The following is a 12,071-nucleotide window of genomic DNA, read 5'->3' as shown; positions in this document are numbered from 1 at the left end:
GACGACCGAAGTGCGGAAGCGCCGCGGCCTGGGTCCCGGCGTGCGCCCGGATGAGGGCGCAATGCGCTTGATAGCGCTATCGACCACCGAATGGCGCTCCGTGCACACGCGTACGCCGGCCGCCAAGGTGACCCCGCGCCCCTGCATCGAATACGCTTGGCGCCGCCCAAGCCGTAGAAAGTTACTTCCGGCCCCTTGGCGCGGCACCGCCCGCTGCCCACACTGCCCCCCTTCCCATCGTCCGGATCGTCGATGAACAACTCTGCCGACCTGCTCAAGGAACTGCGAATAGATCGTTCGGCACCGCCGCCGCCCGCGAACCGTCGTGGCCTGTGGATCGTACTGGCCGCCGTCGCGGCGCTGATCGTGCTCGCGCTCGTCGCATGGGCGGTGTTCGGCCGCGCGCGCGGCGTCGAAGTCCAGACCGCCACCGTCACCGCGATCGGCAACGGCGGCGCCAGCGGTTCGGTGCTCGATGCGACCGGCTACATCGTCGCGCGTCGCATGGCGACCGTCTCGGCGAAGATCACCGGAAAGGTGCGCGAGGTGTTCATCGAGGAAGGCATGAAGGTCGAGGAAGGCCAGGTCATGGCCACGCTCGATCCGCTCGACGCCGACGCCGAGCGCACGCTCGCCAGCGCGCAGCACAGCGCGGCGCGCAGTCAGGTCGAAAGCGTGCGCGCGCAGCTGTCGGAAGCCGAAGCCAACGCACGCCGGCTTTCCACGCTGGTGAACCAGCAGCTGGTGTCGAAGGCGCAGTACGACGAGGCCGTCGCCGCGCGCGATTCGCTGCGTGCCGAACTGACCACCTCCGAGCGCAACGCCAAGGTCGCCAGCGACCGCCTGCGCATCGCGGACATCGGCGTGGACAACACCATCGTGCGCGCTCCGTTCGCCGGCGTGGTTACCGCGAAAGCCGCGCAGCCGGGCGAGATCGTGTCGCCGCTCGCGACCGGCGGCTTCACGCGCACCGGCATCGGCACCATCGTCGACATGGATTCGCTGGAAGTCGAGGTCGAGGTCGGCGAGGCCTTCATCGGCCGCGTGCAGCCGAAGATGCCGGTGGAAGCCACGCTCAACGCATACCAGGACTGGAAGATCCCCGGCGAGGTCATCGCGATCATCCCCGCAGCCGATCGCGGCAAGGCGACGGTGAAGGTGCGCGTCGCGCTCAAGCAGAAGGATCCGCGCATCGTGCCCGACATGGGCGTGCGCGTGAGCTTCCTGGAGCCGAAGAAGGACGACGCGCCCGTGCAGAAGCCCGGGGCGCTCGCGCCCGCGGCGGCGATCGTGTCGCGCGACGGCAAGCAGGTCGCCTTCGTGGTGACCGAGGACAAGGCGTCGCAGCGCGAAGTCACCGTCGGCCGCAGCCTGGGCGAGGATCGCGAGATCACGCAGGGTCTCTCAGGCGGTGAGACGGTCGTGCTGGATCCTCCGGCCTCGCTGTCCGACGGCGACCGCGTGCGCGTCGCCGGCGCGCAGGACGGCGACGCGGCCGAATAACGCACCAGGCCTTACGAGCAGGAAGCAGTCCCCCTTTCATCGTTTCGAGGACGTCGCAATGGCTACGCTGGTTTCGATCCGCAACCTCAGGAAGACCTATCAACGCGGTCCGGAAAAAGTCGAGGTGCTGCACGGCATCGACCTGGACATCCCCAAGGGCGATTTCGTCGCGCTGATGGGCCCGTCGGGTTCCGGCAAGACCACGCTGCTGAACCTCATCGGCGGCCTGGATTCGCCCACCGGCGGCGAGATCACCGTCGACGGCCAGCGCATCGATTCGATGACCGCGGGGCAGCTGTCGCACTGGCGCAGCCAGAACGTCGGCTTCGTGTTCCAGTTCTACAACCTGATGCCCACGCTCAACGCGCAGAAGAACGTCGAGCTGCCGCTGCTGCTGACCAAGCTGTCGGCGGCGCAGCGCAAGCGCAACGCGGAGATCGCGCTGCAGCTGGTCGGCCTGGCCGAACGCGGCAAGCATCGTCCGAACGAGCTGTCCGGCGGCCAGCAGCAGCGCGTGGCGATCGCGCGCGCGATCGTCTCCGACCCGACGCTGCTGATCTGCGACGAACCCACCGGCGACCTGGATCGCCAGTCCGCCGAGGAAATCCTCGCGCTGCTGCAGTCGCTCAACCGAGACCACGGCAAGACCATCATCATGGTCACGCACGATCCCAAGGCCGCCGATCACGCGCAGCGCACGATCCATCTCGACAAGGGCACCCTCGTCGAGCGCGAGCTGGCGCTGGAGCACTGACGCTCACTCCCACCTTCCCGTAGCCCCTCTCCCACCTGCGCGAGAGGGGTTGGGGTGAGGCCGGTCCGGCGTTGCCGCCGAGCCGCCCTCATCCGCCCTTCGGGCACCTTCTCCCGCACGCGGGCGAAGGGAACATTCTTGAGGACGCAGAGATGAAATACCTGCACCTGATCTGGGCCGCGCTGTTTCGAAGCAAGACGCGCACCTTCCTGACGCTGTTGTCGGTGGTCACGGCATTCCTGCTGTTCGGCATGCTCGACTCGGTCCGCGTGGCGTTCAACACCAGCGCCAACGTGGCCGGCACCAACCGGCTCATCACCACCTCCAAGCTGTCGATCACCTCGTCGCTGCCGTATCGGCTGCAGTCGCAGATCGAAAGCGTGCCAGGCGTGAAGAAGGCGTCCTACGCGACGTGGTTCGGCGGCATCTACCAGGATCCGAAGAACTTCTTCCCCAACTTCGCCGTCGGCCCGGGCTACATGGAGCTGTACCCGGAATACGTCGTGCCGCCGGAGCAGCTCAAGGCGTTCTACGCCACGCAGGACGGCGCGATCGTCGGCGAGGCGCTGGCCAGCAAGCACGGCTGGAAGATCGGCGACACGATCCCGCTGCAGGCGACGATCTTCCCGACCAAGGGCAGCAACAACTGGAACTTCAAGCTCGTCGCGATCTATCGCGTGAACGACAACAAGCGCAAGGGCGAGGAGAACTCGCTCATGTTCAACTGGAAGTACTTCGACGAAGCCAACGACTACATCAAGGGCCAGGTGCACTGGTACGTGATCGACGTGGCGAACGCCGACCAGTCCAACCAGGTGGCGCAGGCGATCGACAAGCTGTCGGACAACTCCGACCACGAAACCAAGACGCAGACCGAAGCGGCCTTCAACCAGGCGTTCTTCAAGCAGATCGGCGACATCGGGATGATCGTGACCTCGATCATGGGCGCGGTGTTCTTCACCCTGCTGCTGCTCACCGGCAACACGATGGCGCAGGCGGTGCGCGAGCGCATCCCGGAACTGGCGGTGCTCAAGACCATCGGCTTCACCAACCGCAGCGTGCTGTGGCTGGTGCTGGCCGAAGCGACGCTGCTGGTGGTGCTGGGCGGGCTGATCGGGCTTGGGCTGGCGGCGCTGATCATGCCGGGCGTCAGTTCGGCCAGCCGCGGCCTGATCCAGTTGCCGAGCGTGCCGGCGGCGACGTGGGGCCTGGGGCTGGCGCTGATGCTGATCATCGGCGTGGTCGTCGGCCTGCTGCCGGCGCTGCGTGCGATGCGCCTGAACATCGTCGATGCCCTCGCGGGCCGCTGACAGGAGATTCGACATGAGCCGTGCAAGGAAGTGGTTGAGCAACGCCGGCGTGCTGCTGGCGCTGATCGCGGGCCTGGTCGTGTGGGTGATGCTGCCGTGGTACACGGTGCTCGCGCTGGTGGTGTTCCTGGCGTTGTGGCTGGCGCTGACGCGCTCCGGCCGCCTGACGCTGGAAGCGGCGCGCATCGGCATCTCGAGCCTGCCGCAGCGTTGGGGCGCATCGAGCGTGATCGTGGTCGGCATCGCCGGCGTGGTCGGCGTGCTGGTCGCAATGCTGGCGATGGGCGCGGGCTTCGAGTCCACGCTCAAGCAGACGGGCAACGACAGTACCGCGATCATCCTGCGTGGCGGTTCGCAGGCGGAGACCAATTCGGTCATCACCCGCGACCAGGTGCCGCTGGTCAGCGCGCTGGCGGGCATCGCACGCGGTGCCGACGGTCGCCCGGCGGTGTCGCCGGAGCTGTCGCAGGTGGTCAACATGGTCACGCGCGCGGACCACACCGATGCCAATGCGCAGCTGCGCGGTGTCGGCGAGGCGGCGTTCGCGCTGCGTCCGCAGGTGAAGATCACCGAAGGCCGTCGTTTCGAATCGGGCAAGCGCGAGCTGATCATCGGCCAGGGCGCACGCAAGCAGTATGTCGACCAGCAGTTCAACGACCTCAAGCCGGGCACGCAGATCGAGCTGGCGAACCAGGTGTGGACCGTGGTCGGCTTCTTCGCGTCGGGCGACTCGCATGACTCGGAACTGTGGGCCGACGCGGAAACGCTGGCCTCGACGTACCGCCGCACCGCGTACCAGTCGATCACCGTGAAGCTCGACGGCAAGGACGGCTTCAACAAGCTCAAGGCCTCGATGGCCGCCGACCCGCGCCTGAAGCTCGACGTCGACACCACGCGCCATTACTACGCCAAGCAGTCGGAGAACCTCAGCCGGTTCCTGAGGGTGCTGGGCATCGTGATCGGCGCGATCATGGCCGTGGGCGCGGTGTTCGGCGCGCTCAACACGATGTACGCCGCCGTCGCCGGCCGCGCGCGGGAGATCGCAACGATGCGCGCGATCGGCTTCCGCGGCTTGCCGGTGGTGGTCGCGGTGATGCTGGAAACGATGCTGCTGGCGCTGATCGGCGGCTTGATCGGCGGCCTGATCGCGTGGCTGGTGTTCAACGGCTACAGCGTGTCCACGCTGGGCAACAACTTCAGCCAGGTGATGTTCCAGTTCAAGGTGTCGCCGGACCTGCTGTGGAACGGCATCAAGTGGGCGCTGGGCATCGGCCTGGTCGGCGGGTTGTTCCCGGCGCTGCGCGCGGCGCGTTTGCCGGTGACGGAGGCATTGCGCGCGGCGTGATTGGTTCGCTGCCGGTGAAATGTGGAAAGGCCGCGAGCGATCGCGGCCTTTCTGTTCTGGTTACTCGTCGTCGCGCGGTATCGCGTGCGGCGAGGAAGGCGAGGAAGGCGAGGAACGTACACCGGATCCCGTCATTCCCGCGAAGGCGTGAATCCATCTTTCCGATGCATCACGCACGAGGGAAGGCTGCTCGCGGCGGATAGCGCATTCATGCCTTCGTCGCATGACATCAAACGCCACGCCTGCGCGCCCTTCGCTCGCGTCGCCCGCTAGGGCCGGGCACCCGGCTGCCCTACCCGCTCCGCTTCGATCTTCCCCAACAACCACTGCAAGCCCGCCAGATGCTGCTGGTCGTGGCTGCACAGATAGTGCACGAGGCTTCGCAACGTCAGCGGGCCGTAACCCTCGAACTCCGCCGTGCGCGCGAGCTGCGCGTCGTCCAGCCGCGCGATGGTTTCCACCGTGCGCGCACGCGCATCCCGAAACGCCTGCAGCACCGCGTCGGCATCGGCGTCGCCGTAGCGGCGCTCGATCGCGAGCGGTTCGCTGTCGATCGACGGCAGCAGCGGATGCGCTTCGTCCAGCGTGCGGCGGATGCGTTCCTGGTACCCCTCGATCTCGATGTCGCGCACGTGGCACAGCTGCTCGATCGCGGTGAAGTGCTCGCTCGGGATGCCGTCCCAGCTCGCCGGCGTCCAATGGCGGTGCGAGGCGGGAATCGCCTTGTAGTGCGCCTCCAGCTGCAGCGGAAACAGCGCGAGCGCGTTCAGCGTGGTCTTGTCCATGACGTTGCCCTCAAGCGGCGGCCGGAAGCGCCGCCTGGCGTCGCGCCCGCCACAATCCTTCGCCGGCGAAGATCGCCAACGCAATCCAGATGAAGACGAAGCCCGTCGCGCGATCGCGATCGAACGCCTCGTTGAAGAACAGCACGCCGAGCAGGAACTGGATCGTCGGCGCGATGTACTGCATCAGCCCGACGACCGACAGCGGCGCGCGACGCACCGCGTAAGCGAAACCGATCAGCGGCAGCGCGGTCAGCACGCCGGCGAAGATCAGCAACCCGTCGGCGACGATCCCGTAACCGCCGCCGAAGCCACCGGCGCCATGCGTCTCGCTCCACAGCAGCAGCGCGAGCGCGGGCAGGAACAGGTAGACGCCTTCGACCGCGAGGCCGCTCACGGCATCCACCGCGACCAGTTTGCGGATCAGCCCGTACAGGCCGAACGACAGCGCGAGGCCGAGGGCGATCCACGGCGGCTGCCCGTACTGCCACGTGAGCCACGCGACGCCGCTGGCCGCGATGGCGACCGACAGCCATTGCACGCGGTTGAGCCGCTCGTGCAGGAACACCACGCCCATCACCACGCTGATCAGCGGGTTGATGAAGTAGCCCAAGCTGCTTTCGACCACGTGGCCGGCGTTCACCGCCCAGATGTAAAGGCCCCAGTTGAACGCGATGAGCACGCCGCTCAACGCGAGCATCCATGCCGCGCGCGGCCGGGCGAGCGTCGCCTTCAACCAGCCGCGGCCCTGCTTCCAGGCGAGCCACGCGGCGACCAGCAGCGCGCTCCACACGATCCGGTGCAGCACGATCTGCAGCGACGGCACGTTCTTGAGCAGGTGCCAGTACAGCGGCATCAGCCCCCACAGCACGAAGGATGCGGCGGCGATCCACAGGCCGTTGCGCGTTTCGTGGTTGGCACTCATGCCGCCGGCTCCGAGGACGACGCCGACGAGGGTGCGGGCGCGACCGGCTTCGCAGCGCGCGCCTTCGACAGCGTGATGATCACCACGCCGAGCAGGATCACCGCCATCGCGCCGAGGTCGTGCGCGGTGAAGCGCTCGCCGCCGATGAGCGCGCCGAACAGCACCGCAATCGGCGGGTTCACGTAGGCGTAGCTGGTCGCCAGCGCCGGGCGCACGTGGTGCAGCAGCCAGATGTAGGCGGTGAAGCCGAAGATCGAACCGGCGACGACGAGGTAGAACATCGCGGCGGTGGCCGACATCGACGGCATCTGCGTGATGCGCTCGCCGTGGATCACCGCGGCGATCAGCATCCACACGCTGCCGGTGAGCATCTGGCCGGCGGCCGACATGAAGGGCTGCGGCAGGTCCTGGTCGCGGCTCCAGATCGAGCCCCATGCCCACGCGATCGGCGCGATCACCAGGCAGATCAGGCCGAGCATCGACGACGACAGCTCGCCGCCCGCGTTGAGCCAGAGCACGCCGAGGAAGCCGATGATCAGGCCGACCCACTCGATCTTCGACGGATGCCGCCCGCGCAGCATCGCGAAGACGCCGGCGAACAGTGGCATGGAGGCCACCGCGATCGCGGCCAGGCCGGAGCCGACTTCGGTCTCGGCCAGGTTCACCAGCCCGTTGGACAGCAGCACCATCCAGATGGAAAGCACCCAGAGCGTGCGCCATTGCCTGCCGGTCGGCGAGGCGACGCCGCGTGCGCGCAGCACGACGTACATGATGAGCCCGGCGAGGAACATGCGGCCGGCGCCGAGCAGGAACGGCGGATAGCTCTCCAGCGCGAAACGGATCGCCAGGTACGTGGAGCCCCAGAGGATGTAGACCGAGGCCAGGGCGAAGGCGACGGCCAGCGCGCCGGGCGCGGCCCCGTCGCGGGTGGATGTAGCGGTGCTCATGCGGATTCCATGCGTGGGGTGGAGTACGGCACTGCTTGAATGAACGCGGCCGCCGGAAACACAGCGTTGCGGCGGGCGCGGATCCCGGACGACACCAAGGCACCGTGCGGTCGGAGCGTTCTGCCCGGTTCGGGCGGACGCCTCGCACGCGCGGTGCCATGAGTCGTTCGGATGCGTGAAGCGTAGCGCGCGCGCCCCGCGACGTGCTTGATAAATCATGCGCCCTGACGCAAAAATTTTGCATGCCCAAGACGCCGCTACTGCTGGATGAATTCGACCATCGCCTGCTGGAGCTGCTGCAGCGCGACTCGGCCGCGACCTTGACCACGCTGGGCGAGGCAGTCGGCCTGTCGGCCAGCGCGGTGCAGCGACGCATCACGCGCTATCGCAACCACGGGCTGATGCGCGAAGTCGCGGTGCTCGACTCCACGCTGCTCGGCACCACTACGCTGGCGACGGTGCTGGTGGCGATGGAGCGCGAATCGGCCAAGCTGCACGCCGCCTTCCACGCGCGCATGCGCGCAGCGCCCGAGGTGCAGCAGTGCTACACGCTCGCCGGCGAATGGGATTACCTGGTGATCCTGTGCACCACCGGCGTCGCGCATTGCCGCGAGGTCGCCGACCGGTTGTTCATGGACGAAGGCAACATCAAGCGCTACGAGACGCGAATGGTGTTCGATGTGGTCAAGTCGGGCCTGCATGTGCCGACGCGCGTGCCGGTGAAGCGGCGGAAGTAGTCGTGGAGCCGCGCTATTCGCTGTCATTGCGGTACGGAGCAGTGCCTGGCTCGCTGCATCAAAGGCCAGTAAGGACGCTTGCGTTGGTAGCCCGGGTAAGCGAAGCGCACCCGGGGTTCGTCTCGCAGGTCTGACCTTTGCAGCGCAGCGAGATCCATCCGGTACGAACGATGACGTCGGCGCGAGGGTGCGGCGGTTGTCGTCAGGCCAGCTCGACAAATCCAGCGCACGCCCCGGGTGCGCTTCGCTTACCCGGGCTACAACAGCGACCCCGACACTCTCGCGAGGCACTTCCTCCGCGATGGATGCGGGCATCACGCCACGCGTTCACGCTCCAGCACGCGCTGCTTCATCGGCAGCCCCCAGCGATAACCGCCCAGCGATCCGTCACCGCGGACGACGCGATGGCACGGCACGACGATGGCGAGGTGGTTGTTCGCGCACGCATTCGCGACCGCGCGCGTGGCCTTTGGATGGCCGATCTGCTCGGCGACCTGCGAATAGCTGCGCGTTTCGCCGTGCGGGATCTTCATCAGCGCGTCCCACACGCGCTTCTGGAACGCTGTGCCGATGAGGTCGACCGGTACCTGCGCCTGCCGGCCGGCGAGCGCATCGGCGACAGCGCGCAGCCGCGGGGCGAGGAACTCATCGCAGCCGGCATCGACGCGGTCGAGTTGCGCCTTGGGGAACTCGTAATGAAGTTTCGCTTCCAGCGCGGCGGCGTCTTCGCCGAGTTCGATCATGCAGATGCCGCGTTCGGTCGCGGCCACGAGCGCCTGGCCGAGCGCCGTGTCGGCGATGCTCCAGCGGATCTGCTCGCCCGCGCCGCCGGCGCGATACCGCGCGGGCGTCATGCCGAGCCGGGCCGAGCCGGCTTCGTACACGCGCGACGGCGAACCGTAGCCGGCGTCGTACAACGCCGCGCTGACGTCGCTGCCGTCGCGAAGCGCGCCTTTCAGCGTGCCGAGCTTTCGCTGTGAGAGGTATTCGGCCGGGCTGAGCCCGAAGCGCTCGGCGAAACGGCGCTGGAGGTGCGACGCGCTCAGCCCGACGCTGGTCGCGAGATCGGCGAGCGTGGGCTCGCCTTCGTCCATCAGGCGACGGGCGTGATCGAGCTTGTCGCGTAGCTGGCGGGAAGCGCGCTGTTGGCGGGTGATGTCCATGGCCCAAACAGTAACGGGCGCCCGAAGGCGCCCGCTATCCGATTCTTGTGTTGCCTGGCGTGGGGATTTCCCCCGTCGCGGCGTCAGTCCGCCCAGTGGCCCGCCGTGGTCGCCGTCGGGAGCACCTGTGCCGACAGCTGGCGATCGTTGTTCAGCAGGCGCACCGCGTCGGCGAGGATCGCGGCCGATTCGCGAAGCAGCGGGTCGGGGCGCTTGTCGGCCAGCTTCTCGCGTTCGGCGTCCTTGGCGATGTCGCGCTCGTTCGCGGCCAGACCATCGTCGTTGTAGTCGTCGGCCAGCGGATCGAGGTCCAGACCCAGCGCCTTGCGCTGCTCCTGGCGCGACTTGCGCTTGGTTTCCTCGCGGTCACGCTCGGCGCGACGATCGGCCTCGTTGAGGCTGACCCACTTCTTCGCACGCTCCTCGCGGAACTGCGCGACGTCGTCGCTCCACCACTGGAACTCCTTGTCGCCGGCGATGCGCGCGGTGTGCAGCGCCTCGAGCTTGGGCAGCAGCGGCGAGAAGTTGCCGTAGGTCGTGTGCGGGACGGCCGAGATGCGCGTCCACGGCAGCGCGTTGTCGTACGTGCTTTCGCCGTACTCGCTCGCGTCCACCGAGACCGGGAAGGCCACGTCCGGCACGACGCCCTTGTTCTGCGTCGAACCGCCGCTGACGCGGAAGAACTGCGCGATGGTCAGCTTCACCTGGCCGAAGCGCGCTTCCTCGTTGGCCGGCCAGCGGTCGAGGTCGACCAGGTTCTGCACCGTGCCCTTGCCGAAGCTCGTCTCGCCGATGACCAGGCCACGACCGTAGTCCTGGATCGCGCCGGCGAAGATCTCGGACGCCGACGCCGAACCGCGGTTGATCAGCACCGCGAGCGGGCCTTCCCACGCGATGCCGGTGTCGCTGTCGCCTTCCACGCTCACGCGGCCGCCGGACTCGCGCACCTGCACGACCGGGCCGCGGTCGATGAACAGACCGGTGAGCTCGATGGCTTCGTTGAGCGAACCGCCGCCGTTGTTGCGCAGGTCGAGCACGACGCCGTCGACGTTCTTGCCGCGCAGTTCTTCCAGCAGCTTGGCGACGTCGCGCGTGGCCGAGGCGTAGTCGTTGCTGTTCTTCCGCCGGCCTTCGAAGTCCTGGTAGAAACCGGGCAGTTCGATCACGCCGATGCGCTGCTCGGGCGCGCCGTTCGTGCCGGGAATGGTGATGACCTTCGACTTGGCGGCCTGGTCTTCCAGGCGCACCTTGTCGCGCACCAGAACGAGGCGCTGCGGCTGGCTGTCCAGGCCGGCTTCGGCGGGAATCACGTCAAGGCGCACCTTCGTGCCCTTGTTGCCGCGGATCTTGGCGACGACGTCGTCGATGCGCCAGCCGATCACGTCCTCCATCGCGCCGCTTTCGCCCTGGCCCACGCCGACCACGCGGTCGCCGGGCTTGAGCTTGCCGGACTTGCCGGCCGGACCGCCGGGCACGATCTCGCGGATCGCGACCACGTCGTCCTGCTTCTGCAGCACCGCGCCGATGCCTTCCAGCGAGAGCGACATCGACACGTTGAAGTTGTCGGCGGTCTTGGGCGTGAAGTAATCGGTGTGCGGATCGACCGAGTTGGCGTAGCTGTTGAGGAAGGTCTGGAACACGTCCTCGCCCTTCAGCTCGGCGATGGACTTGCCCATGTTCGCGTAGCGCTTGTCGAGCGTCTTGCGGATGTCGTCGGGCTTCTTGCCGGCGAGCTTCAGGCGCAGCCAGTCGTTGCGCACCGACGCCTTCCACAGCGCGTCGAGCGCCGCGTCGTCGGTCGCCCACGGCGCTTCCTCGCGGTCGTACTCGTAGCGGTCGGTGCCGGTGAAATCGAACATGTCCTGCTTGAGCAGGTTGCGCGCGTAGCCCACGCGCTGGTCCACGCGCTGCTTGTATGTCGCGAAGATCGCGTACGCCGGCGCGAGGTCGCCGCTCTTGATCGCGTCGTCGAACTTCAACTTGTAGGCATCGAACTTCGCGATGTCCTGCGCGGTGAAGAACTGCTTGCCGCCGTCGAGGGACTCGAGGTAGCGCTTGTAGATGTCGGCCGAGAGCGTGTCGTCCAGCGCGACCGGACGGTACGCGTAGCGGCTGTCGGAGAGCAGGCCGTAGACGAGCTTCGCGGCCGTGGTCTGGTCGGCGGTGGCCGCGCGCGGCAGCTGCGTGACCTCCATCGATTTGATCAGGTTCGGCTTCTCGTGCTGCGGAAGCTCGACCTGCGAGGTCTTCTTGTCGGCGGCGCTGTCGGACTGCGCGAGCAGCGCCAGCGGCGAGGCCAGCGCGAGGGCGACGAGGACGGAGGCGGAACTGGTCTTGGCTTTCATCGAGGAGGCTTCGCGACCGCAAGCGGCCGAATGGGGGTCCTGAGGAGACGAACGCAGAATGGACGGCGTTTCGACAACCCCACAGTGCCGAAAGTTGCAGCACCTGTCACCCACCGGGGGTGGGAATTAGCGTGCCAGGGGCCGCACTTCGCCCCTACGCCCCTGCGCGTTCAGCTGGGCGACGGGCGGCGGTCAGGCACGACTCAGACTCGGCCTTTGCCGATCAACGAGGCGTGAGCGCAATGCGACGATCGCGGCGG

At 67.6% G+C, this 12,071-nt stretch carries 10 protein-coding genes; 5 read left to right on the top strand and 5 right to left on the bottom strand.

The window, feature by feature from the left end:
- The first annotated feature begins 252 nt into the window (after positions 1 to 252).
- The 4 genes from LA521A_RS02485 (at position 253) to LA521A_RS02470 (ending at position 4,912) form a co-directional block, all read left to right on the top strand.
- Complete coding sequence (locus tag LA521A_RS02485) at positions 253 to 1,503, top strand: efflux RND transporter periplasmic adaptor subunit (protein ID WP_281780811.1); 1,251 nt, start codon at positions 253 to 255, stop codon at positions 1,501 to 1,503.
- Between the two features lie 58 nt (positions 1,504 to 1,561).
- A complete protein-coding gene (locus LA521A_RS02480) occupies positions 1,562 to 2,257 on the top strand; it encodes an ABC transporter ATP-binding protein (RefSeq protein ID WP_281780810.1) in 696 nt (231 codons plus the stop codon).
- Between the two features lie 152 nt (positions 2,258 to 2,409).
- The gene (locus LA521A_RS02475; protein WP_281780809.1) at positions 2,410 to 3,567 is read left to right on the top strand and encodes an ABC transporter permease; all 1,158 of its coding nucleotides are present in this window, start codon (positions 2,410 to 2,412) and stop codon (positions 3,565 to 3,567) included.
- Between the two features lie 13 nt (positions 3,568 to 3,580).
- On the top strand, positions 3,581 to 4,912 hold the full coding sequence (locus LA521A_RS02470; RefSeq protein WP_281780808.1) for an ABC transporter permease: 1,332 nt from the start codon (positions 3,581 to 3,583) through the stop codon (positions 4,910 to 4,912).
- A gap of 269 nt (positions 4,913 to 5,181) precedes the next feature.
- Here LA521A_RS02470 and LA521A_RS02465 read toward each other — a convergent pair whose 3' ends face one another.
- The 3 genes from LA521A_RS02465 to yedA are packed head-to-tail and all read right to left on the bottom strand — an operon-like array spanning position 5,182 to position 7,566.
- A complete protein-coding gene (locus tag LA521A_RS02465) occupies positions 5,182 to 5,697 on the bottom strand; it encodes a DinB family protein (protein WP_281780807.1) in 516 nt (171 codons plus the stop codon).
- A gap of 10 nt (positions 5,698 to 5,707) precedes the next feature.
- Complete coding sequence (gene rarD, locus LA521A_RS02460; RefSeq protein ID WP_281780806.1) at positions 5,708 to 6,619, bottom strand: EamA family transporter RarD; 912 nt, start codon at positions 6,617 to 6,619, stop codon at positions 5,708 to 5,710.
- Positions 6,616 to 7,566, bottom strand: coding sequence for a drug/metabolite exporter YedA (gene yedA / locus LA521A_RS02455; protein ID WP_281780805.1), 951 nt, complete (start codon positions 7,564 to 7,566; stop codon positions 6,616 to 6,618). Before yedA ends, rarD begins: the two co-directional genes overlap by 4 nt.
- A gap of 242 nt (positions 7,567 to 7,808) precedes the next feature.
- Between yedA and LA521A_RS02450 the strand changes: the two genes are divergently transcribed.
- On the top strand, positions 7,809 to 8,303 hold the full coding sequence (locus LA521A_RS02450; protein WP_281780804.1) for an Lrp/AsnC family transcriptional regulator: 495 nt from the start codon (positions 7,809 to 7,811) through the stop codon (positions 8,301 to 8,303).
- 314 nt (positions 8,304 to 8,617) lie between these two features.
- On the opposite strand, the gene LA521A_RS02445 is transcribed toward LA521A_RS02450, so the two are convergent.
- Together LA521A_RS02445 and LA521A_RS02440 are read right to left on the bottom strand one after the other, a co-directional pair.
- The gene (locus tag LA521A_RS02445; protein WP_281780803.1) at positions 8,618 to 9,466 is read right to left on the bottom strand and encodes a methylated-DNA--[protein]-cysteine S-methyltransferase; all 849 of its coding nucleotides are present in this window, start codon (positions 9,464 to 9,466) and stop codon (positions 8,618 to 8,620) included.
- Between the two features lie 83 nt (positions 9,467 to 9,549).
- Positions 9,550 to 11,811, bottom strand: a complete 2,262-nt coding sequence (locus LA521A_RS02440; protein ID WP_425494553.1) for a carboxy terminal-processing peptidase — start codon at positions 11,809 to 11,811, stop codon at positions 9,550 to 9,552.
- Positions 11,812 to 12,071: the final 260 nt, after the last annotated feature.

The organism is Lysobacter auxotrophicus (assembly GCF_027924565.1).
Lineage (GTDB): Bacteria > Pseudomonadota > Gammaproteobacteria > Xanthomonadales > Xanthomonadaceae > Lysobacter_J > Lysobacter_J auxotrophicus.
The sequence above is the reverse complement of the archived record's forward strand: the minus strand, read 5'-3'. Positions and strand labels throughout refer to the sequence as shown.

Bases quoted from the DNA above. Each gene is read 5' to 3' on its own strand.
- LA521A_RS02485 (WP_281780811.1), top strand. From the start codon at position 253: ATGAACAACTCTGCCGACCTGCTCAAGGAACTGCGAATAGATCGTTCG.
- LA521A_RS02480 (WP_281780810.1), top strand. From the start codon at position 1,562: ATGGCTACGCTGGTTTCGATCCGCAACCTCAGGAAGACCTATCAACGC.
- LA521A_RS02475 (WP_281780809.1), top strand. From the start codon at position 2,410: ATGAAATACCTGCACCTGATCTGGGCCGCGCTGTTTCGAAGCAAGACG.
- LA521A_RS02470 (WP_281780808.1), top strand. From the start codon at position 3,581: ATGAGCCGTGCAAGGAAGTGGTTGAGCAACGCCGGCGTGCTGCTGGCG.
- LA521A_RS02465 (WP_281780807.1), bottom strand. From the start codon at position 5,697: ATGGACAAGACCACGCTGAACGCGCTCGCGCTGTTTCCGCTGCAGCTG.
- rarD (WP_281780806.1), bottom strand. From the start codon at position 6,619: ATGAGTGCCAACCACGAAACGCGCAACGGCCTGTGGATCGCCGCCGCA.
- yedA (WP_281780805.1), bottom strand. From the start codon at position 7,566: ATGAGCACCGCTACATCCACCCGCGACGGGGCCGCGCCCGGCGCGCTG.
- LA521A_RS02450 (WP_281780804.1), top strand. From the start codon at position 7,809: ATGCCCAAGACGCCGCTACTGCTGGATGAATTCGACCATCGCCTGCTG.
- LA521A_RS02445 (WP_281780803.1), bottom strand. From the start codon at position 9,466: ATGGACATCACCCGCCAACAGCGCGCTTCCCGCCAGCTACGCGACAAG.
- LA521A_RS02440 (WP_425494553.1), bottom strand. From the start codon at position 11,811: ATGAAAGCCAAGACCAGTTCCGCCTCCGTCCTCGTCGCCCTCGCGCTG.